This window comes from Microbacterium paraoxydans (assembly GCF_018224615.1).
In the GTDB taxonomy this organism is placed as follows: domain Bacteria; phylum Actinomycetota; class Actinomycetes; order Actinomycetales; family Microbacteriaceae; genus Microbacterium; species Microbacterium paraoxydans_B.
The window spans coordinates 88,010-107,942 of record NZ_JAGTUK010000003.1 but is presented as its reverse complement, the minus strand read 5'-3'; the positions used below and the strand labels follow the sequence as shown (position 1 = coordinate 107,942).

The following is a 19,933-nucleotide window of genomic DNA, read 5'->3' as shown; positions in this document are numbered from 1 at the left end:
GCGAAAGAACTACAGCGGCTACTACGCAGCCGGAATCACGCGTAGTGGCGAATCGAAGTTCGATTCGTTCCAGCCCGTGAGCTCGGAGGGGGACACAGTCACCGCGCGCGTTTGCCTAGATGTCTCTGCCGTCTCTCTGACTAATCCGGACGGCACATCAGCGGTTCCTGTGGATCGTCCGCCGCGCCAACCTGTTCAGGTTCTCTTTGTGCCCGCGTCCACACAGACCGGACTCGCAATCTCATCAATAACGACTTCCGTCGCTGACACGTGCGAACGCTGATGTCCGCGCCTCTGCTAATCGCGGCGCTCGCCCTGCTCGCACCGCTGGCCACCTCAGACGCTCCACCCCGTGATGGCGGCTTCGACAGTGGCTGGTCAGCGACGGTTGACAACACTGTCAGCATCACCGCGTCTCAGACTCATCCCGCACCACGCGACACCGGTACCCGTCGCACGGACGCTCCACGCCGATACCTCCGCCCGGATCAGAACCGCACGATCGATGTCTGCTCCGGCATCGCCGACGAACGCTGCCGCGCCACGGCACCGAAGACCCCGACCCCCGCCACCACTCCTCCCGCCATCACGATCAGCGATGTCGCTCAGTTCGCTCCGGATCCTCCCGCCACGAGCGCCGAGCCTTCCAACATCGGTGTCGCCGGCCTCCCCACCAACTTCCTCACGCCGACGACTGCCCTCACCCGCGCCGGTACCCTTCTCGGCCGCCCCGTCACCGTCCGGTTCACCCCCATCCGCTACGACTTCGCCTACGGCGACGGCGCCACGGCCACGACGTCGACCCCCGGGCTCCCGTGGGCTGCACTCGGTCAACCTCAGCTCACCCCCACCGCTACCAGCCACACCTATCGCTCCCGCGGCACGTACTCCGCCGCCACCACCGTTCACTACACGGCCGAGGTCGACACAGGCGCCGGTTGGTTCCCGGTCTCCGGCGAACTCAGCATCCCCGGCCCGACACAGACCATCCGCATCTACAAGGCCACCACCGCCCTCGTCCACCACACCTGCGCCGAACAGCCCACTGCCCCCGGCTGCTGACCCCTCCGTCGTACACGCTCTACCCTGAAGCCATGCCCCGCGCCGAACGCCTGATGCTGCTCGACACCGCCAGCCTGTACTTCCGTGCCTTCTACGGCGTGCCCGACAAGGTCACGGCGCCAGATGGGTCGCCGATCAATGCCGCGCGCGGGCTGCTCGATATCGTCGCCAAGCTCGTCACCCTGTATCAGCCGACGCACGTGGTCGCGTGCTGGGACGACGACTGGCGACCGCAGTGGCGCGTCGACCTGATTCCGAGCTACAAGACCCACCGCGTGGTGGAGGTCGTTGCCGGCGCCCCCGATGTCGAGGAGGTACCGGATCCTCTCGAGGCGCAGATACCGCTGATCCGCGAGACCCTCGCCGCCATCGGCATCCCGATCGTGGGGGTCGCCGAACACGAGGCCGATGATGTGATCGGCACGCTGGCGACGAATGCCTCGATGCCGGTCGACATCGTGACGGGAGACCGCGATCTGTTCCAACTCGTCGACGACGCCGCCGACGTCCGCGTCGTCTATACGGCACGGGGCATGAGCAACCTCGAGGTCGTCACCGATGCGACCGTGGTCGCGAAGTACGGCGTGCTTCCGTCTCAGTACGCCGACTTCGCCACGATGCGCGGCGATGCGTCCGATGGCCTTCCTGGCGTCGCCGGGGTTGGCGAGAAGACTGCGGCGACGTTGCTGCAGGTGCACGGCGACCTGGCTGGAATCCGTGAGGCCGCGGAGGCGGGGGAAGGCATGAGCGCTGGGGTGCGGGCGAAGATCCTCGCCGCGGAGGCCTACCTCGACGTGGCTCCCACCGTCGTGGCCGTGGCGACAGGCCTTCCGATCTCGGCGCCGGATGTTCCACTTCGCGCGCTCTCCCCCGGCGAGGTCGAGCACGCGACCGCGCTGGCCGAGAAGTGGAACCTCGGCGGGTCGATGACGCGCGCGATCGCCGCGGTCACCGAGGCCGGGCGCGCGGCAGCCGAGGGCTGAGCGTCACTCCGCCCAGGCGAGAAGCCGGGACAAGCCCCAGGTCGTCACGATGCGCGCCGCGGGAACTCTCGCGCGCTCAGCCCTTTCGGCACCGTAGTCGAGGAGGCTCAGCTGCCCAGGGGCGTGTGCGTCGGAATCGATCGAGAAGAGGCACCCGGCTTCCAGGGCGATCGCGATGAGCTCGTCGGGCGGGTCCTGGCGTTCCGGACGCGAGTTGATCTCGACGGCCACGCCGTTTTCGGCGCACGCCGCGAACACTGCCGCCGCGTCGAACGCGGAGGGCGGTCGTGTGCCTCGGTCGCCCTGTACGAGGCGCCCGGTGCAGTGGCCGAGCACGTTGACGCGCGGGTGCGATACGGCGGCGATCATCCGCGCGGTCATCGCTCTGGCGTCCATACGGAGCTTCGAGTGCACGGAAGCGACAACGATGTCGAGTTCCCGAAGGAGCTCGTCCTCCTGGTCGAGGCCACCGTCTTCGAGGATGTCCACCTCGATGCCCGCGAGCAGTGTGAAACCGTCGCCGGACTGCGCCCGCACGAGCGGCATCTGCTCGCGCAGCCGTTCGGCGGACAGCCCCCGCGCCACACGCAGTCGCGGGGAGTGATCCGTGATCGCCTGGTACTCGTGACCCTGTGCTCGAGCGGCGGCGGCCATCACTTCGATCGAGGTCGTGCCGTCCGACCAGTCGGTGTGCGCGTGCAGGTCTCCACGCAGCTTGCCGCGGAGTTCCGACGTTCGCTCCGGCTCGACCTCTCCTCGCAGTTCCACGAGGTAGTCGGGAATGCGCCCCTCCTGGGCCTGCCGGATGACCGCGAAGGTCGACTCCCCGATCCCCCGCGCCCCGCGCAGCCGCGTGGGATCGTTCCGCACCTCGGCGGGAAGTTCCTCGAACGTCGCGGCGGCCTGCCGGAACGCCTTCGCCCGATACTTCGACGCACGCTCGCGCTCGAGCAGCGAGGCGATCTCGAGGAGGGCGTCGACGGGCTCCACGGTCACTCCTGAACGGCGGCCAGCTCGCGGCTCACACCGATCCACGCGTCGAGCTTGGCGAGGGCGCTGCCGTCATCGACCGCCGCCGCCGCGCGTGCGTGGGCGTCGCGCAGACGTTCGAGGATCGGCCGCTGCACCTGCGTGGCGTCCTGAGACAGTTCGAACGCGACGATGCCGGCCGCCGCATTGAGAAGCACGATGTCGCGCACGGGCCCCGTCTCACCCGCGAGCGTGCGTCGCAGCACTTCTGCGTTGTGTTCGGGAGAGCCCCCGATCAAGTCGGCGAGGTCGGCGAGCGGGATGCCGAGGTCGCGCGGATCGAGGTCGTGCTCGTGGATGTCGCCCCTGGTGACTTCCCAGATCCGGCTGTGGCCGGTCGTGGTGAGCTCGTCCAGGCCGTCGTCTCCGCGGAAGACGAGGGCCGTGGCGCCACGGGTGCGGAAGACGCCGGTGATGAGCGGCACGCGCTCCATCTGCGCGACGCCCACCGCGTTCGCCTCGGCTCGCGCGGGGTTGCAGAGCGGCCCCAGCATGTTGAACACCGTCGGCACGCCCAGCTGCGCGCGGACAGCGCCCGCGTGCTTGAAGCCGGGGTGGAAGGCGCCCGCCCAGGCGAACGTGATCCCTGTGCGGTCGAGGATGGCGGCGACGGCGGCGGGATCGAGCGAGAGCTCGAGGCCGAGAGCGCCGAGCACATCGGAGGAACCCGATGCCGAACTCGCCGCGCGGTTACCGTGCTTCACCACGGGGATGCCGGTCGCGCCGATGATGATCGCTGCGGTCGTCGAGACGTTGACCGTGCCGACGCGGTCGCCGCCCGTGCCGACGATGTCGAGTACGTCGGGAGACACAGGGAGCGGAACGGCCGCTTCGAGGATCGCGTCTCGGAAGCCGACGATCTCGTCGATCGTCTCCCCCTTGGCCCGGAGCGCCACGAGGAAGCCGGCGAGCTGCGCTTCGGTGACGGAGCCCGACATGATCTGCCGCATCGCCCAGGTCGACTCCCAAACGCTCAGATCGCGGCGCTCCAGCAGAGTGGTGAGCACGTCGGACCAGGTCAGGGATTCAGCCATGTGTGCGATCCTATCGGCGCCGAGAAAACGTGCAGATCGGTCGGTGCACCCGCTCTCTTCTCGGATGACCCCCGTTTCCCGCGGATTCACCGGCGATTCGCAGTGATCTCTTAGGGTCCCCTAAGTCGTCAGCGAGCTATTCGACGGCCGTGAGTGCAAGAATCACGTCCGCGGATCGGCCATAATGGAGGGGTGACGACCTCAGCGACGTATGCCCCGGCGGCGAGAACGATCAAGCGGCCCAACCCGGTAGCTGTCGGCACCATTGTGTGGCTCGGCAGCGAGGTGATGTTCTTCGCGGGACTCTTCGCGATCTACTTCACGCTCCGCAGCACCTCCCCCGAGCTCTGGGCCGACCGCACCGAGCTTCTGAACGTTCCGTTCGCCTTCGTGAACACTGCGATCCTCGTGCTCTCCTCCTTCACGTGCCAGATGGGCGTGTTCGCGGCCGAGGACCTCCAGCCCTACCGCATCGCCAAGGGCCAGAAGAACGGCGCCGGACGCCGCCGCCTGTTCGGCTGGGGCATGGTCGAGTGGTTCTTCCTCACGTTCGCACTGGGCGCCATCTTCGTCTCCGGTCAGGTCTGGGAGTACGCCCAGCTGGTCGCCGAGGGCATGCCCATCCAGGCCGACTCCTACGCGTCCGCCTTCTACCTGACGACCGGCTTCCACGCCCTGCACGTGACGGGCGGTCTGGTCGCGTTCCTCCTCGTCATTGGCCGGGCCTACGCGGTCAAGAACTTCCGGCACAAGGAGGCGACCTCCTCGATCGTGGTGTCCTACTACTGGCACTTCGTCGACGTCGTCTGGATCGTGCTGTTCGTCGTTATCTACTTCCTGAAATAAGAGCGGAGCTGATCCCCGAGATGGCACGAGAGAAGAAGCGCCGTTCGAGCGGTCGCCGTAGCCCACTGGCGGCGGCCGCGCTCATCGGAGCTGGACTGATGATCACGGGCGCCGTGTACGCGGGTGCGTCCGCCGCCTTCGCTGCGAATGAAGCGCCCAGCGCCTCCACGCAGTTGACGGTGGAAGACGGCAAGAAGCTGTTCCAGGCGAACTGCGCCACGTGCCACGGCCTCGACCTGCAGGGCACCCCCAACGGACCGAGCCTGTACGGCGTCGGCGAGCTTGCGGTGGAGTTCCAGGTGTCGACCGGCCGCATGCCGCTGCAGATGCAGGGACCGCAGGCCCCCCAGAAGGAGCCGCAGTTCACCGAGGAGCAGATCCTCGCGATGGCGGCCTACGTGCAGTCCGAGGCCCCCGGCCCGACGTTCCCGTCTGACCGCATCCTGGACGGCGAGGGTGACGTCGCTCACGGCGCGGAGCTCTTCCGGGTCAACTGCGCCATGTGCCACAACGTGGCTGCCGCCGGCGGCGCTCTGACCGAGGGCAAGTACGCCCCCGCGATCACCGAGACCAGCGCGCTCCACATCTACGCCGCTATGGTCACCGGCCCGCAGAACATGCCGGTCTTCGGCGACATGAACCTGTCCGACGAGGACAAGCGCGACATCATCTCGGCCCTGCTCTTCCAGCAGCAGTCGGTGCAGATCGGTGGCTTCTCGCTGGGGTCGCTCGGACCGGTGTCCGAGGGCCTGTTCGTGTGGATCTTCGGTATCGGCGCTCTGGTCGCCATCACCGTGTGGATCACGGCGAAGTCCAACTGACGCTTATTCATCGAAGAGGAACGTACGAGGAGCACCATGGCACACGACGACGACTCGCAGGCTCTTGACAGGGCCTACCAGCCCTCTCCTGGGCTGGGTGTCGCAGTCAGCGATCCCGTGCAGAACCCCGGCCTGCCGCCGCACCGCGAGCGCATGACCGACAAGGACCCGCGCGCCGAGAAGGCTGCGGTCCGCACTGTCTACACGCTGTTCTACCTGTCGCTCGCCGGCAGCATCTGGGCGGTCGCCGCCTACATGCTGTTCCCGATCGAGAGCGGCGCGCTCATCGACATCCGGCAGAACAACCTCTTCATCGGTCTGGGTATCGCTCTCGCGCTGCTCGCCCTCGGCATCGGCGCGATCCACTGGTCGAAGGCGCTGATGTCCGACAAGGAGCACGTCGAGCTGCGCCACCCCACCCGTGGCAAGGACTCGACGCGTGAGGCCGCCATCAAGGCGTTCGCCGACGCGAACGAGGAGTCCGGCTTCGGCCGGCGCACGATGATCCGCAACTCGCTGTTCGCTGCGATCGTCGCGTCGATCATCCCCGGCGTCACCCTGTTCCGTGGACTCGCACCGCATTCCACGCCGGACGACCCGACCAAGGGCGACCCCGTCGCACTGCTCAAGCACACCATGTGGGACAAGGGCATGCGTCTGGTGCGCGACCCCGACGGCACCCCGATCCGCGCGGCCGACGTGACTCTCGGTTCTGCCTTCCACGTGATTCCCGAGGACCTCGCGGAGCTCGGCCACGATGAGGGCTACCTGGAGGAGAAGGCCAAGGCCATCGTCCTCATGATGCGCCTTCGTCCCGAGCAGCTGATCGAGGCCGAGGACCGCAAGGACTGGTCGTACGACGGCATCGTCGCCTACTCCAAGGTCTGCACGCACGTCGGCTGCCCGGTGGCGCTGTACGAGCAGCAGACCCACCACCTGCTGTGCCCGTGCCACCAGTCGCAGTTCGACGTCACCGATCACGCCAAGGTCATCTTCGGGCCGGCCGCGCGGCCGCTTCCGCAGCTGCCTATCACCGTGGATGACGAGGGCTACCTCATCGCACGCAGCGACTTCACCGAACCCGTCGGCCCGAGCTTCTGGGAGCGCCATTGAGCACCGCAACGCTGTCCAAGGACGAGAAGGACACCAAGGCGCCTCTCGGCGGCCGCTTCGTCGGTGCCGCGTCGAACTACATCGACGAGCGCACCAGCCTCTCGGGCTTCGTCAAGGAGCTCGGTCGCAAGATCTTCCCCGACCACTGGTCGTTCATGCTCGGTGAGATCGCGCTCTGGAGCTTCGTCGTCGTGTTCCTCTCCGGAACCTTCCTGACGTTCTTCTTCCAGGCGTCCATGGTCGAGACGCACTACACGGGCGCGTATGCCCCCATGCGCGGAATCGCGATGTCGTCGGCACTCGAGTCGACACTCCACATCTCGTTCGACCTGCGCGGCGGCCTCCTGGTTCGCCAGATCCACCACTGGGCGGCGCTCGTGTTCATCGCCGGCATCGGCGTGCACATGCTGCGTGTGTTCTTCACGGGCGCGTTCCGCAAGCCGCGCGAGCTGAACTGGGTGATCGGCTTCCTGCTGTTCATCCTCGCGATGGCGGAGGGCTTCACGGGCTACTCGCTCCCCGACGACCTGCTCTCCGGAAACGGTCTGCGCATCATCGACGGCATGATCAAGGGCCTGCCCCTGATCGGCACCTGGACCTCGTTCCTCCTCTTCGGCGGCGAGTTCCCCGGCACCGACATCGTCGGCCGGCTGTACACCCTCCACATCCTGCTGCTCCCGATGCTGGTCATCGCCTTCATCGTGCTGCACCTGATGCTCATGGTCATCAACAAGCACACGCAGTTCGCGGGCCCCGGCCGCTCGAACGACAACGTCGTTGGCTACCCGATGATGCCGGTGTACATGTCCAAGATGGGCGGCTACCTCTTCATCGTGTTCGGCACGATCGTGCTCATCGCGACCTTCTTCCAGATCAACCCGATCTGGAACTACGGGCCCTACGACCCCTCCCCGGTCTCCGCTGGCACCCAGCCCGACTGGTACATCGGCTTCGCGGACGGCGCGCTGCGCCTGGCTCCGTCGAACTGGGACGTCGTCTTCCTCAACCACACCTGGTCGTTCGGCATCCTGGCCCCGGTCGCGGTGCTCGGGCTGTTCATCGTGATCGTCGCGATCTATCCCTTCATCGAGGCATGGGTCACCGGTGACAAGCGTGAGCACCACATCGCGCAGCGCCCCCGCAACGCGGCCACGCGTACGGCGATCGGTGTTGCCGGCGTCATCTTCTACGCGGTGCTGTGGGCGGCGGCCTCCTCCGACCTCATCGCGACGCACTTCATGCTCACGATGGAGGGCGTGATCCACACGCTCCAGGTCCTGCTGTTCCTGGGCCCGATCATCGGCTACTTCGTGACGAAGCGCATCTGCATCGCGCTACAAAAGAAGGACCGCGAGATCGTGCTGCACGGCTACGAGTCCGGCCGCATCGTCCGCCTCCCCGGCGGCGAGTACATCGAGGTGCACCAGCCCGTCGACAAGTACGACCGCTGGAAGCTCATCGATGTGGACGGTTACGAGCCGCTCGTGGTTCGTCCGAACGCCAAGGGTCGTATCCCGTGGACGGAGAACCTCCGTTCGGCGATGTCGCGCTGGTTCTTCGAGGACCGCCTCGCTCCCCTCACGCAGGCCGAGGTCGACGCCGCGGATGCTCACCAGCACCACGTCACCGCCGACAACGAGGCCGCAGAGGCTGCGGAGATCCAGGGTGCTCACGAGCGCGCTGGCTTCCCGGACGCACCGCTCACGGTCGACGAGACGCACGTCGACGAAACGCCCAACACGCCCAGCACCGTCATCTCGACGGAGCCCGTGAAGCGTCCGCGCAAGAAGAAGTCCGAAGACAGCGAGTAACTGTCTCACCGGCTTCCGAGGGCCCCGTCCAGTGGACGGGGCCCTCGGCGTATGTACTGAAAGGCTTGCAGCATGCCCCTTCTCCTCGAGCCGATCCGCTCAGGACCCTGCGGAACGCCCTCCGACGGGCCAACGCTCCTCCTGATGCACGGTTCGCACTCGCATCCATTGCATCGCCAAACCGACGCGCCCCGCCGTCATGACGATTGGCTCGGGTGCGTGCGGCCTGTGTGGAGCCCTCGCGTTCAGCGGTATGAGCCCGCCATTATCGCCTCGGCTCACCTGCAGCGTGCGACGCTCCGCTGCCTCTCCCCCGTGCCAGGAGAAGACCGACGTCCCGCACGTCGTCTCTGGGAAACCGCAGCTCGACGCACCCCCTTCCCGCTCCCCGCAGCGCCCCAGCGCGGCCACCGCGTACGCGTGCCGGCCACAGCCAGGACGGCGAGGGCGCAGGCATGATCGTACACATCCGTGAGGCCACCGCGCGCGACCTTGCGAGCCTGACCGCGATCGAGCTTGCAGCGGATCGCCTCTTCATTGAGCGTTTCGCTGCACACGACTGGCCTACCCCGGCGACGGAGTCGGAGCGTAACGCTCACCCAGGCTTCATCCTCGTCGCGGAGGTCTCCCGCATGCCGCCTGCCAACCCCGGCGCGGGAGCCCGATCCCAGACCGCAGGCTTCGCCCACGTTCTCGACCTCGATGGCGACGGCCATCTCGAACAGCTGTCGGTGCACCCTGACCTCGGTCGTCGGGGCATCGGTCGTCGCCTGCTCGAGGCCGCCGTGACGGAAAGCGCACAGCGATCACACCGCCGCATCACTCTGCGCACGTACGCCGACGTACCGTGGAACGCCCCGTTCTATGCCGCCTCCGGGTTCGTGGTGAGTACCCCGGATACCCCCTTCCTCGAGTCTCTCGTTCAGGTCGAGCAGGATCTCGGTCTGGATAGGTACGGTCAGCGCGTGCAGATGACGAAGCGCCACTGAGAGTTCGCGACGGCAGGATCCGCACGACCGTCGTCCGTCCCACTCCCCTCCGGGACAGGGAGCGCAGCTAGCGTGGAAGCATGATCTCGCGCTCCGACTACTTCGCTGCCAAGCTCGCCTATGAGACCGATCCCGCCGACCTCCACGCCGCGCGCACAGCAGGGGAACAGCTCGTCGTCGTGGACGTCCGGTCGGCGCAAGCGTGGGCGCAGGGACGAGTGACCGGCGCCCTCCACATGCCACACAGCGAGATCGCCACGCGTGCATCGCAGGAGATCGCTCCGGACGCCGAAGTGGTCGTTTACTGCTGGAGCCCGGGCTGCAACGGAGGCACCCGCGGCGCCGCCGAGTTCGCACGCCTCGGATATCGAGTGCGCGAGATGATCGGCGGATTCGAGTACTGGGCACGCGAGGGCTACCCGATCGAGGACGCAGACGGCATCCACCACCGTCCCGTCGACCCGCTGACCGGCATCCCTCGGATCCGCACTCGACCCTGACTTCCCGCCACGACGCAAAAGGCCCCTCGGATGATCCGAGGGGCCTTTTGGCGGGAGAACATCAGCGAGCGAAGTTGCCCCGGTAGTACTCGTAAACCCATCCGACGATCGCGACGACGAAGATCGCGAGACCGATCGGGAGCAGGAAGTGCCCGACCGCTAGGCCCACCACGAACACGCCGGCAGAGGCGGCGAGCACCAGCGGCCACCACGACCAGGGGCTGAACTCGCCCAGCTCGGGGTCACCGTCGTCGATGTCCGACGTCAGGATGTCCTCCGGCAGTTCGCCGTTCTGCGCCTTGTGCGTGCGGTCGAGGTAGAACGCGACCATAGCGCCCATGAAGGCGGAGAAGAACAGCGCTACCGTGCCCACCCACTCGATCTGGTTGACGAGCGGGAGGCCGGGGTGCGCCAGGATGTTCCATCCCGTGTACACGACGCCGACGAGGGCGAAGAACGCGGTCAGGACCCACCAGATGATGACGTTATCGCGCATGACTCAGTGGCCCTCTCGCTCGCCCGGAGCGGTGGTCGCAAACTCGGCCGCCTCGGGGTGGTTCAGGTCGAACGCCGGACGCTCGCTACGGATGCGCGGGATCGAGGTGAAGTTGTGGCGCGGCGGCGGGCACGACGTCGCCCATTCGAGCGATGCCCCATAACCCCACGGGTCGTTCACCGTGACCTTGGGCGCCTTGCGCGCGGTGATCCAGACGTTCAGGAAGAACGGAAGCATCGAGGCGCCGAGGATGATCGCACCGATCGTCGAGACCTGGTTCTGCCACGTCCAGCCGTCGGCCGCCGAGTAGTCGGCGTAGCGGCGCACCATGCCGTCCACACCCAGCCAGTGCTGGATGAGGAACGTCATGTGGAAGCCGATGAACAGCATCCAGAAGTGCACGTACCCGAGGCGCTCATTGAGCATGCGTCCCGTCCACTTCGGCCACCAGAAGTAGAACCCGGCGAACATCGCGAACACGACCGTCCCGAACACGACGTAGTGGAAGTGCGCGACGACGAAGTAGGAGTCGCTGAGGTGGAAGTCCAGCGGCGGGGCCGCGAGGATCACACCGGTGAGCCCACCGAACACGAACGACACGAGGAACCCGAGGGCGAATACCATCGGTGTCTCGAACGTCACCGAGCCGCGCCAGAGCGTACCGATCCAGTTGAAGATCTTCACACCCGTCGGGACCGCGATGAGCATCGTCATGAGGGCGAAGAACGGCAGCAGGACGGAGCCGGTGACGTACATGTGGTGAGCCCACACCGCAACCGACAGCGCGGCGATCGCGATGGTGGCGTAGACCAGGGTCTTGTAGCCGAAGATCGGCTTGCGGCTGAACACCGGGAAGATCTCCGACACGATGCCGAAGAACGGCAGCGCGATGATGTACACCTCGGGGTGACCGAAGAACCAGAACAGGTGCTGCCACAGGAGCACGCCGCCGTTGGCCGGGTCGTAGATGTGTGCCCCGAGAACGCGGTCAGCGGCCGCAGCGAAGATCGCCGCAGCGAGCACCGGGAAGGCCATCAGGATGAGGAGGCTGGTGATCAGCGTGTTCCAGGAGAAGATCGGCATGCGCCACATGGTCATACCGGGAGCACGCATCGTGATGATCGTAGTGATGAAGTTGACCGCACCCAGGATCGTGCCGAAACCGGAGATGCCCAGTCCGAGCATCCAGAGGTTCCCGCCCGCCCCCGGAGAGAACGACGCGTTGGCCAGTGGCTGATAGGCGAACCAGCCGAACGACGCGGCGCCCTGCGGGGTGAGGAAGCCGGCGACGGCGATCGTCGAGCCGAACAGGAACAGCCAGAAGGCGAAGGCGTTCAGACGCGGGAAGGCCACATCGGGCGCACCGATCTGCAGCGGCAGGATCGCATTGGCGAAACCGGCGAACAGCGGCGTCGCGAACATCAGCAGCATGATCGTGCCGTGCATCGTGAACAGCTGGTTGTACTGCTCCTTCGTCGGCACGATCTGCATACCCGGCGCGAACAGCTCGGCCCGGATGACCAGCGCCATCACCCCGCCCAGCAGGAAGAACAGCACCGAAGCGATCAGGTACATGTACCCGATGGTCTTGTGGTCGGTGGACGTGATCCACTTCACCACGATGTTGCCCTTCTGCTCCACGCGGGACGAGCTCATCAGAGCCGCCTGACGCGCGGGCAGGGTGGTGGGACGGGAGCGGGGTGCCTCGTCCGTGCGAGGAGCTTCGGTCGTCGACATGGCTTACTCCTCTCCTTCCTCGGTGTCGGTCTTCCCGGAAGTGCCGGGGAGGTTCGAGAGACGGTCGTAGGCGTCGGTGATGTCGCCGGTGTTGCCCTGCTCCTCGAGCGACTCGAGGTAGGCGTCGTACTCCTCCTGGGAGACGACCTTCACGTTGAACAGCATCATCGAGTGGTATTCACCGCAGAGCTCGGCGCACTTGCCGGCGTACTCGCCCTCGCGGGTCGGGATGAAGGACCACGAGTTGTCCTTACCGATGAACATGTCCTTCTTGTAGAGGAAGTCGATGATCCAGAAGGAGTGGATCACATCGCGCGACTGAAGGTTGATCGTGACCTTCTTGTCGACCGGGAGCACCAGCGTCGGCAGCTCCGCCTTGTCGATGTTGCCCTCCGCGTCGGGCTGGGCCTGGATGCCCATCGTCCACACGGTGTCGTCTTCCGTGTCGCCGTTGTACTGGAAGTCCCAGGCCCACTGCTTGGCGATCGCCGTGATCTCCACGTCGGGGTTGTCCCACTTGGTCTCGATCTCGGTCTGGTCGCGCGCCGTGAAGAAGAACATGCCCAGCACCAGGATGAGCGGCACGATCGTGTAGAAGATCTCGATCGGCATGTTGTAGCGCATCTGCACGGGGAGACCGGTCTGGCCCTTGCGTCGGCGGTACGCGATCGCAGCCCACGCCATGAGGCTCCACGTGATGACGCCGACGGCGAGAAGCACGATCCAGGAGTTCACCCAGAGCGACGAGACGCGCTCCGTCTGGTTGGTCGCTGCCGGGCCACCCTCCACGAAGCCCGGAAGAAAGCCGTTCAGCTCGGTGGGAGTACATCCCGCCAGAGCCACAGCTGCCACGACTCCCACAGGGAGTGCGGCCCAACGAAGGCGGCGTTTCGAGGGCACGATGCACCTTTCAGATTGCGGACAGGGCACGCTCAAGTCTAGAGCAACCTCACACCCGATTCATGCCATCCACGCAGGTTCCGAACGCGGAACGGCCGCCGTCACGCGAGGTGACGGCGGCCGTTGAGCAGAAATCCGCAGATCAGTGGAAGCTGTCTCCACAGGCGCAGCTCCCCGCGGCGTTCGGGTTGTCGATCGTGAAGCCCTGCTCCGAGATCGTGTCCTTGAAGTCGATCGACGCACCGTCGAGGTACGGCACGCTCATGTTGTCGACGATCACCTCGACGCCATCGAAGTCGACGGTCTCGTCGCCCTCGAGGAAGCGCTCGTCGAAGTAGAGCTGATAGATGAGGCCCGAGCAGCCTCCCGGCTGGACGGCGACGCGCAGACGCAGGTCGTCGCGGCCCTCCTGCTCCAGAAGGTTCTTGACCTTGGTGGCCGCGGCGTCCGTCAGGCTGACGCCGTGTGCGCGGGTGGTCTCTGCGGACAGGGTGGTGTCGCTCATGTCACTCCTTGGGACGGGCCGCAGTACACGGCTTCTCCGACGATTCTACCGCCGCTCCACGCGGGAGGCTCAGACCTCGACCGCGTTCATCCGCGCCAGCAGCAGCGCCTCGGTCGCGACCGCGTGGCGGAACGTGTCCAGGTGCAGTGACTCGTTCGGACTGTGGGCACGGGAGTGCGGATCCTCCACGCCCGTCACGAGGATCTGCGCCTCGGGGAACTCGCGGACGAGGTCGGCGATGAACGGAATCGACCCGCCGACCCCCAGATCGACCGGGGCGACGCCGTAGCCGTCGCGCATCGCGTCGCGCGTGAGCGACACCGCCCAACCGCTGGTGTCGACGAGGAACGGATTGCCCAGGTCGACGTCGGAGAACGACAGCTCGGCTCCGAACGGGGCGTGCGCGCGCAGGTGACGCTCGAGCGCGTCGTACGCCTCTTGCCCCGTCTGCCCCGGCGCGACCCGGGCGCTGATCACGACGGTGACTTCGGGGAGCAGGGTGTTCGACGCTGCCGCGACACTCGTGGCGTCGATCCCGATGACGGTCACGGACGGCTTGTTCCAGATACGGCTGAGGATCGTGCCATCGCCGATCGGCGTCGTGCCGGGCAGAAGCCCGGCCTCGTCACGCAACGTCGCCTCCGAGTAGTCGGGCGTCTCGGCGTCCCGACTCGTCATCCCCTCGACCGCCACCGAACCGTCGGCGTTCCACAGTGTCGAGAGCAGCCGGACCGTCGCCATCATCGCGTCCGGCACCGCTCCGCCGAACATGCCGGAGTGCGAGGCGTGGTCAAGCGTGCGCACGGTCATGGTGAACCGGGCGTTCCCGCGGAGAGACACCGTCAGCCCCGGCGTCACCGAATCCCAGTTGCCCGAATCGGCGACGACGATGGCATCGGCGCGGAGAGCGTCACGATTGTCCGCGAGGAACTGGGCGAACGAGCGTGACCCGTACTCCTCCTCCCCCTCGATGAACATCGCGATCCCGAGGTCCAGGTCATCACCGAGCACCGAGGAGACCGCGCGGATGGCACCGATGTGGGCCATGATCCCCGCCTTGTCGTCGGCAGCCCCGCGCCCGTAGAGGCGGCCGTCACGTACGGTCGGCTCGAACGGAGGCGTCTCCCACAGTGCGTCGTCTCCCGGAGGCTGCACGTCGTGGTGCGCGTAGAGGAGGATCGTCGGCTTGCCATTGCGGGCCGCGCGCGTCGCGAGAACCGCCGGTTGCCCGTGCTCGTCGGTGCCAGGGATCGCGGAGCGCAGCACGCGCACGTCGTCGAACACCCCGGTCTCCTTCGCGAGAGTCGCGACCGCGTCCGCACTGCGCTCCAGTTGCGTCTGATCGAACGCCGGCCAGGCCATGCCCGGAATGCGGACCAGGTGCCCGAGATCGGACAGAGCGGCGGGGATGCCGGTCGCGACAGCGTCCAGGACGGCAGCGTCGGACTCGCTGGGAAGTGCAGATGAGGTCATGCGAGTAATCTTAAGGTGACCATCTTCAGCGAACCGAGGAAACCCGTGGCCACTACCCCCGTCTCCCCTTCGACGAACGACGACGCCCCGCAGACGCCCGCCGTCGGCAAGGGACGCGCCACGCCGACCCGCGCCGAGCAGGAAGCCGCACGTCGGCGTCCGCTCGTGGCCAACACCAAAGAGGCGAAGGCTGCGGCACGCGCGGAGCTGAACGAACGGCGCGCACGCGCACAGGCGGGCATGGCTGCCGGCGAGGAGAAGTACCTTCCCGTCCGCGACAAGGGTCCGCAGCGCCGATGGGTGCGGGATTACGTCGACGCCGGATGGCACCCGGCGGAGTTCGTCATGGGCGTCATGGTGCTGGTGATCCTGGCGTCGCTGCTGCCCACGAACCTCATGATCTCGTTCTACGCCTACCTCTTCATGATGGCGTACCTGGTCATCGCGATCGGCGGCATGATCCTGCTGGGCCTGCGCGTCAAGCGCAAGGCGGCTGCGAAGTTCGGTGCCGACCGCGTGGAGAAGGGCCTCGGCTGGTACGCAGGCATGCGTGCGCTGCAGATGCGCTTCATGCGTCTGCCGAAGCCGCAGGTCAAGCGCGGGCAGTACCCCGACTGACCAGCCCGCGGTTGATCTCACGGCCCCAGAGCGGACCGCGATACAGGAACGCGGTGTAGCCCTGCACGAGGGTCGCTCCGGCATCCAGGCGCTCCTGAACGTCGGACGCTGTCTCCACCCCGCCGACGGCGATCACACAGAAGTCCTCCGGCACGGCGGCGCGGACCACACGCAGCACCTCGAGCGAGCGACGCTTGAGGGGGGCGCCGGAGAGTCCGCCGGCGCCCGCCGCCTCCACCACCGCGGCGTCGGTGATGAGCCCATCCCTGCTGATCGTGGTGTTGTGCGCGATGATCCCCGCGAGACCCTCCGTCACAGCGAGCTGCGCGATCGCGGTGATCTCCTCGTCCGCGAGGTCGGGCGCGATCTTGACCAGCAGCGGGGTCGAGCCGGAGGCGTCGCGCACCGCACGCAGCAGGGGCGCCAGAGTCTCCACTGCCTGAAGACCTCGAAGCCCAGGGGTGTTCGGAGAGGAGACGTTCACCGCCAGGTAGTCGGCGAGCGGCGCGAGGCGCGTCGCCGACGCGACGTAGTCGGCCGTCGCGTCCTCGACATCCACCACGCGGCTCTTGCCGATGTTGACGCCGATCACGGTGTCGGGTGCGCCTCGGCGGAGCCGGGCGAGGCGCCGCGCGGCGGCATCCGCTCCCCTGTTGTTGAACCCCATCCGGTTGATGACCGCGCGGTCGGCGATCAGACGGAACAGACGCGGCTTCGGATTGCCGTCTTGCGGGATGGCCGTGATCGTGCCGACCTCGACGTGCCCGAAGCCGAGGGCGGCGAGACCACGCACTCCGACCGCGTTCTTGTCGAAGCCCGCCGCGATGCCGAACGGCGAGGGAAACGTGAGCCCCAGCGCCTCCACGCGCAGCGACGGATCCGGCCGGGTCACCGCACGGGTCGCCCAGGACAGGGGCGGAACTCCCGCAGCGCGGATGACCGCCATGCCTGCGTGGTGGGCGAACTCGGGATCGAAGCGCGACAGAACGGCGCGGAAGAGGAGGGGATACATCCCTGCCAGATTACCGGTCGCCCGCCTCCGCCTTGGCGTGGTCCGCCCGGAGATCGCTGATCGCCGCCTCGAAGTCCTCCAGCGAATCGAACGCCTGATAGACGCTCGCGAAACGGAGGAACGCGACCTCGTCGAGCTCGCGCAGAGGGCCGAGGATCGCGAGACCGATCTCGTTCGTGTCCAGCTGAGACACCCCGGTCTGGCGAACGGCCTCCTCCACGCGCTGCGCCAGGATCGCCAGGTCGGCCTCCGTCACCGGGCGCCCCTGGCAGGCCTTGCGCACGCCGGAGATCACCTTCTCACGACTGAAGGGCTCCATCACCCCCGAGCGCTTGATCACGTTGAGACTCGCCGTCTCCGTGGTCGAGAAGCGCCCTCCGCACTCCGGGCACTGTCGGCGACGACGGATCGAGAGTCCGTCATCACTCGTACGGGAATCGATGACTCTGGAGTCGGGGTGACGGCAGAAGGGGCAGTGCATCTGACCGATCCTACGCGGTGAACCGGGCCTCGATCGCCTCGCCGTGCGCCGGAAGGACCTCGGACTCGGCGAGAGCCACGACCCCCTCGCGCACTGAGGCCAGGGCGGCACGGTCATAGGAGACGACCTGCTGCGGGCGGAGGAACGTGTAGGCGCCGAGCCCCGGCGCGTACCGCGCCTGGCCTCCCGTCGGCAGCACGTGATTGCTGCCCGCCATGTAGTCGCCCAGGCTGACGGGCGTCTGATCACCCACGAACACCGCTCCCGCATTGGTGAACTCCGCCGCAGCCCGCTCGGCGTCGGAAAGGTGCAGCTCCAGGTGCTCCGGGGCGTACGCGTTGCTGAACGCGACCGCCATCGCGCGGTCATCCACCAGCACGACCGCGGACTGCGGTCCCGCCAGCGCGGCCGCGACACGATCGCTGTGACGGGTCGTGGCCGTGAGGCGCTCCACCTCGGCGACGACCCGCTCCGCGAGCCCTTCGGCATCGGTGACCAGCACCGCCGACGCCTGCTCATCGTGCTCGGCCTGGCTGACCAGGTCGGCGGCGACCAGACGCGGATCGGCGGAAGAGTCCGCGACGACCAGGATCTCCGTGGCGCCCGCCTCCGAGTCGGTCCCCACGACGCCCGCGACGGCTCGCTTGGCCGAGGCGACATAGTTGTTGCCGGGGCCCGACACCACATCGACCGGATCGAGGGCGAGGCTCGGGACGCCATGTGCGAAGGCACCGATCGCGCCGGCACCACCCATGGCGTAGACCTCGGTCACGCCGAGCAGAGCCGCGGCCGCGAGGATCGTGGGGTGCACACGGCCGCCCTGGTCCGCCTGCGGCGGCGATGCCAGGGCGATCTGCTGAACTCCGGCGACCTGCGCGGGCACCACGTTCATGACCACGCTCGAGGGGTAGACCGCCTTGCCCCCGGGGATGTACACGCCGACCCGGTGCACCGACTGCCAGCGCTGCGTGATGGTGGCTCCCTCACCGATCTCGGTGATCTGCGGCGCCGGAACCTGAGCCGCCGAGGCGAGTCGCACCCGACGGATCGCCTCCTCCAACGCCGAGCGGACGGCGGGCGAGAGCGATTCCAGCGCCTGCGTCAGGTGTGCGTCCGGAACCCGCAGGTCGTGTCCGACGACCCGGTCGAAGCGCTCCGCCTGCTCACGCAGTGCTCCTTCACCGCGGTCACGCACCTCGTCGACGAGGCGCGCCGCCGTGTCGAGCGCCTCCGCGCGCGCCTGCGTGGCGCGGGGAACAGCAGCGAGCATGTCGGCGGGCGAGAGCTCGCGCCCCCGCAGATCGATCGTGCGCATATCAGCCTTTCGTGATGTCGGAGATGTCGTGGAGGTAACCGATGCGGCCGTCGTCGTGCCGGACGACGTAGGCACCTCCGCGGTCTTCGATCACCAAGGCCCACGCGGTCGGCCCGATCCGGAAGATCGGCTCTCCCCGCTCGTCATGCACATCGCGCTCGGACGGGGCCAGGATCCAGAACGGCTGCGTCGCGTCCGAGGCCTGGCGAGGAACCGTGGCCTCGACGTCATCCTCCTGCTCGTCCGCGACGATCGGGTGCACGGCGGTGGCGTCGTCGGGAACGGCAGCCGCGCCCGTCTCCTCGCGGGCCGACGTGCCGAGAAGAGACTCGATGCTGCCGGTGTCGGAGACGATCTCCGGCTGCTCGGTACGCGAACGCCGCGAGTAGCTGGGCGTGTACTCCTCCTCGTCGGCGACCGGCACCGTGCCCGTTCCCCCACCCGAGGCGTGCGCGGTGAGAGGGACGCGCTCGGAGTAGTCCGACGGGTACGCGTCGGTATCCGCGTGCGGGACCTCGTCATCGGCAATGGTCGGCGCGACGTCGGTGACAGCGTCCGCGTCGGCCGCTCCATCCCCATCGCGAGACACCGCCTCACCCCGAGGCTCCTCCGCCGACGACTCCGGGCGTGGTCGGGCGATCACCGGCCGAACGGGGTTGGCGTTGCGATGCGCGAGAGTGACGAGGCGACCCTGGAAGTCCTCCCGAAGACCTGGGATCAGCGGAGCGAACACCGTCAGCACCACCAGCGCCGCCGACGTGATGACCTGCACCAGTGCGTTCCACGGAAGGCCCCACTGGCCCGTCGAGACGGCCGCGGAGATCGCCAGCCACAGGTTCCCCGCCCAGACGCACGCGGAGACCGCGAAGGCGACGGAGGCGAACTGGTCGATCCCGAGGGAGCCGACGCGACGGATGCCGTCGGGAGAGAAACGCCGCAGGACCAAGAGGAAGACGGCCACGGTCGGCACACCGATCGGCAGGATCCACTGGATGCCGATGCCCCACAGCGAGACGCCGCCGCTGAGGGGGAAGAAGGAGACGAGGAACGACACCAGCCAGACGCCGACAATCAACAGCTCCCGCAGAGTGAAGCCGAGGATGCCGTACTCCGGGGTCACCTCGTCGTCGTAGAGGACACCGTCCTCCTCGCTGAACACCGCATCTGTGGCATCTGGCTCGGGAAGTTCCGTGCTCATAGTGGTCCTT

Annotated in this window: 20 protein-coding genes; 9 read left to right on the top strand and 11 right to left on the bottom strand. The window is 67.4% G+C overall.

Going from position 1 to position 19,933, the window contains the following annotated elements:
• Nucleotides 1-282 precede the first annotated feature (282 nt).
• The gene (locus tag KE274_RS10660) at nt 283-1,062 is read left to right on the top strand and encodes a hypothetical protein (RefSeq protein WP_211543589.1); all 780 of its coding nucleotides are present in this window, start codon (nt 283-285) and stop codon (nt 1,060-1,062) included.
• 32 nt (nt 1,063-1,094) lie between these two features.
• Complete coding sequence (locus KE274_RS10655) at nt 1,095-2,045, top strand: 5'-3' exonuclease (protein WP_249186299.1); 951 nt, start codon at nt 1,095-1,097, stop codon at nt 2,043-2,045.
• Between the two features lie 3 nt (nt 2,046-2,048).
• Here the strand turns inward: KE274_RS10655 and KE274_RS10650 are convergent, their stop codons facing one another.
• Both KE274_RS10650 and trpD read right to left on the bottom strand, forming a co-directional pair.
• On the bottom strand, nt 2,049-3,035 hold the full coding sequence (locus tag KE274_RS10650; RefSeq protein WP_211543587.1) for a PHP domain-containing protein: 987 nt from the start codon (nt 3,033-3,035) through the stop codon (nt 2,049-2,051).
• A gap of 2 nt (nt 3,036-3,037) precedes the next feature.
• The gene (gene trpD, locus KE274_RS10645; RefSeq protein ID WP_211543585.1) at nt 3,038-4,108 is read right to left on the bottom strand and encodes an anthranilate phosphoribosyltransferase; all 1,071 of its coding nucleotides are present in this window, start codon (nt 4,106-4,108) and stop codon (nt 3,038-3,040) included.
• A gap of 192 nt (nt 4,109-4,300) precedes the next feature.
• Between trpD and ctaE the strand changes: the two genes are divergently transcribed.
• The 6 genes from ctaE to KE274_RS10615 all read left to right on the top strand — a co-directional run bounded on the left by ctaE (nt 4,301) and on the right by KE274_RS10615 (nt 10,188).
• The gene (gene ctaE / locus KE274_RS10640) at nt 4,301-4,954 is read left to right on the top strand and encodes an aa3-type cytochrome oxidase subunit III (RefSeq protein WP_211543583.1); all 654 of its coding nucleotides are present in this window, start codon (nt 4,301-4,303) and stop codon (nt 4,952-4,954) included.
• Nucleotides 4,955-4,974: 20 nt separating this feature from the next.
• A complete protein-coding gene (gene qcrC, locus KE274_RS10635) occupies nt 4,975-5,775 on the top strand; it encodes a cytochrome bc1 complex diheme cytochrome c subunit (RefSeq protein WP_211543581.1) in 801 nt (266 codons plus the stop codon).
• 36 nt (nt 5,776-5,811) lie between these two features.
• On the top strand, nt 5,812-6,888 hold the full coding sequence (gene qcrA, locus KE274_RS10630) for a cytochrome bc1 complex Rieske iron-sulfur subunit (RefSeq protein ID WP_136028787.1): 1,077 nt from the start codon (nt 5,812-5,814) through the stop codon (nt 6,886-6,888).
• Nucleotides 6,885-8,699: a cytochrome bc1 complex cytochrome b subunit gene (gene qcrB, locus KE274_RS10625; protein ID WP_211543579.1), complete on the top strand. Its 1,815-nt coding sequence runs from the start codon at nt 6,885-6,887 to the stop codon at nt 8,697-8,699. The genes qcrA and qcrB overlap by 4 nt, the downstream gene beginning before the upstream one ends.
• A gap of 455 nt (nt 8,700-9,154) precedes the next feature.
• Nucleotides 9,155-9,688, top strand: a complete 534-nt coding sequence (locus KE274_RS10620) for a GNAT family N-acetyltransferase (protein WP_211543577.1) — start codon at nt 9,155-9,157, stop codon at nt 9,686-9,688.
• Nucleotides 9,689-9,768: 80 nt separating this feature from the next.
• Nucleotides 9,769-10,188 carry a rhodanese-like domain-containing protein gene (locus KE274_RS10615; RefSeq protein WP_211543575.1) on the top strand — a complete coding sequence of 140 codons (420 nt, stop codon included), beginning with the start codon at nt 9,769-9,771 and terminating at the stop codon, nt 10,186-10,188.
• A 61-nt stretch (nt 10,189-10,249) separates the two neighbouring features.
• Here the strand turns inward: KE274_RS10615 and KE274_RS10610 are convergent, their stop codons facing one another.
• The 5 genes from KE274_RS10610 to KE274_RS10590 form a co-directional block, all read right to left on the bottom strand.
• Nucleotides 10,250-10,684, bottom strand: coding sequence for a cytochrome c oxidase subunit 4 (locus tag KE274_RS10610; RefSeq protein ID WP_025105064.1), 435 nt, complete (start codon nt 10,682-10,684; stop codon nt 10,250-10,252).
• A 3-nt stretch (nt 10,685-10,687) separates the two neighbouring features.
• Nucleotides 10,688-12,421, bottom strand: a complete 1,734-nt coding sequence (ctaD, locus tag KE274_RS10605) for an aa3-type cytochrome oxidase subunit I (protein ID WP_211543573.1) — start codon at nt 12,419-12,421, stop codon at nt 10,688-10,690.
• Nucleotides 12,422-12,424: 3 nt separating this feature from the next.
• The gene (gene ctaC, locus KE274_RS10600) at nt 12,425-13,321 is read right to left on the bottom strand and encodes an aa3-type cytochrome oxidase subunit II (protein ID WP_211543571.1); all 897 of its coding nucleotides are present in this window, start codon (nt 13,319-13,321) and stop codon (nt 12,425-12,427) included.
• 142 nt (nt 13,322-13,463) lie between these two features.
• Nucleotides 13,464-13,826, bottom strand: coding sequence for an iron-sulfur cluster insertion protein ErpA (gene erpA / locus KE274_RS10595; RefSeq protein WP_211543569.1), 363 nt, complete (start codon nt 13,824-13,826; stop codon nt 13,464-13,466).
• 69 nt (nt 13,827-13,895) lie between these two features.
• Entirely contained in the window at nt 13,896-15,299 is a 1,404-nt protein-coding gene (locus KE274_RS10590) for a dipeptidase (protein WP_211543567.1), read from the bottom strand.
• A gap of 45 nt (nt 15,300-15,344) precedes the next feature.
• Between KE274_RS10590 and KE274_RS10585 the strand changes: the two genes are divergently transcribed.
• The gene (locus KE274_RS10585) at nt 15,345-15,917 is read left to right on the top strand and encodes a DUF3043 domain-containing protein (RefSeq protein ID WP_136031354.1); all 573 of its coding nucleotides are present in this window, start codon (nt 15,345-15,347) and stop codon (nt 15,915-15,917) included.
• Here the strand turns inward: KE274_RS10585 and KE274_RS10580 are convergent.
• Genes KE274_RS10580 through KE274_RS10565 form a run of 4 tightly spaced genes read right to left on the bottom strand, consistent with a single transcriptional unit; the run spans nt 15,892 to nt 19,923 of the window.
• The gene (locus KE274_RS10580) at nt 15,892-16,929 is read right to left on the bottom strand and encodes a quinone-dependent dihydroorotate dehydrogenase (RefSeq protein WP_211543565.1); all 1,038 of its coding nucleotides are present in this window, start codon (nt 16,927-16,929) and stop codon (nt 15,892-15,894) included. The two genes, KE274_RS10585 and KE274_RS10580, sit on opposite strands and share 26 nt — an antisense overlap.
• Nucleotides 16,930-16,939: 10 nt before the next feature.
• Complete coding sequence (nrdR, locus tag KE274_RS10575; protein ID WP_211543563.1) at nt 16,940-17,410, bottom strand: transcriptional regulator NrdR; 471 nt, start codon at nt 17,408-17,410, stop codon at nt 16,940-16,942.
• Nucleotides 17,411-17,420: 10 nt separating this feature from the next.
• Nucleotides 17,421-18,725: a histidinol dehydrogenase gene (hisD, locus tag KE274_RS10570; protein WP_211543561.1), complete on the bottom strand. Its 1,305-nt coding sequence runs from the start codon at nt 18,723-18,725 to the stop codon at nt 17,421-17,423.
• A gap of 1 nt (nt 18,726) precedes the next feature.
• Complete coding sequence (locus KE274_RS10565) at nt 18,727-19,923, bottom strand: hypothetical protein (RefSeq protein WP_211543559.1); 1,197 nt, start codon at nt 19,921-19,923, stop codon at nt 18,727-18,729.
• Nucleotides 19,924-19,933 lie beyond the last annotated feature (10 nt).

Coding starts and splice junctions, on each gene's coding strand:
- KE274_RS10565 (WP_211543559.1), bottom strand. CDS start 19,923: ATGAGCACGGAACTTCCCGAGCCAGATGCCACAGATGCGGTGTTCAGC.
- ctaD (WP_211543573.1), bottom strand. CDS start 12,421: ATGTCGACGACCGAAGCTCCTCGCACGGACGAGGCACCCCGCTCCCGT.
- qcrA (WP_136028787.1), top strand. CDS start 5,812: ATGGCACACGACGACGACTCGCAGGCTCTTGACAGGGCCTACCAGCCC.
- erpA (WP_211543569.1), bottom strand. CDS start 13,826: ATGAGCGACACCACCCTGTCCGCAGAGACCACCCGCGCACACGGCGTC.
- trpD (WP_211543585.1), bottom strand. CDS start 4,108: ATGGCTGAATCCCTGACCTGGTCCGACGTGCTCACCACTCTGCTGGAG.
- KE274_RS10655 (WP_249186299.1), top strand. CDS start 1,095: ATGCCCCGCGCCGAACGCCTGATGCTGCTCGACACCGCCAGCCTGTAC.
- nrdR (WP_211543563.1), bottom strand. CDS start 17,410: ATGCACTGCCCCTTCTGCCGTCACCCCGACTCCAGAGTCATCGATTCC.
- qcrC (WP_211543581.1), top strand. CDS start 4,975: ATGGCACGAGAGAAGAAGCGCCGTTCGAGCGGTCGCCGTAGCCCACTG.
- hisD (WP_211543561.1), bottom strand. CDS start 18,725: ATGCGCACGATCGATCTGCGGGGGCGCGAGCTCTCGCCCGCCGACATG.
- KE274_RS10615 (WP_211543575.1), top strand. CDS start 9,769: ATGATCTCGCGCTCCGACTACTTCGCTGCCAAGCTCGCCTATGAGACC.
- KE274_RS10620 (WP_211543577.1), top strand. CDS start 9,155: ATGATCGTACACATCCGTGAGGCCACCGCGCGCGACCTTGCGAGCCTG.
- KE274_RS10590 (WP_211543567.1), bottom strand. CDS start 15,299: ATGACCTCATCTGCACTTCCCAGCGAGTCCGACGCTGCCGTCCTGGAC.
- KE274_RS10580 (WP_211543565.1), bottom strand. CDS start 16,929: ATGTATCCCCTCCTCTTCCGCGCCGTTCTGTCGCGCTTCGATCCCGAG.
- KE274_RS10660 (WP_211543589.1), top strand. CDS start 283: ATGTCCGCGCCTCTGCTAATCGCGGCGCTCGCCCTGCTCGCACCGCTG.
- KE274_RS10610 (WP_025105064.1), bottom strand. CDS start 10,684: ATGCGCGATAACGTCATCATCTGGTGGGTCCTGACCGCGTTCTTCGCC.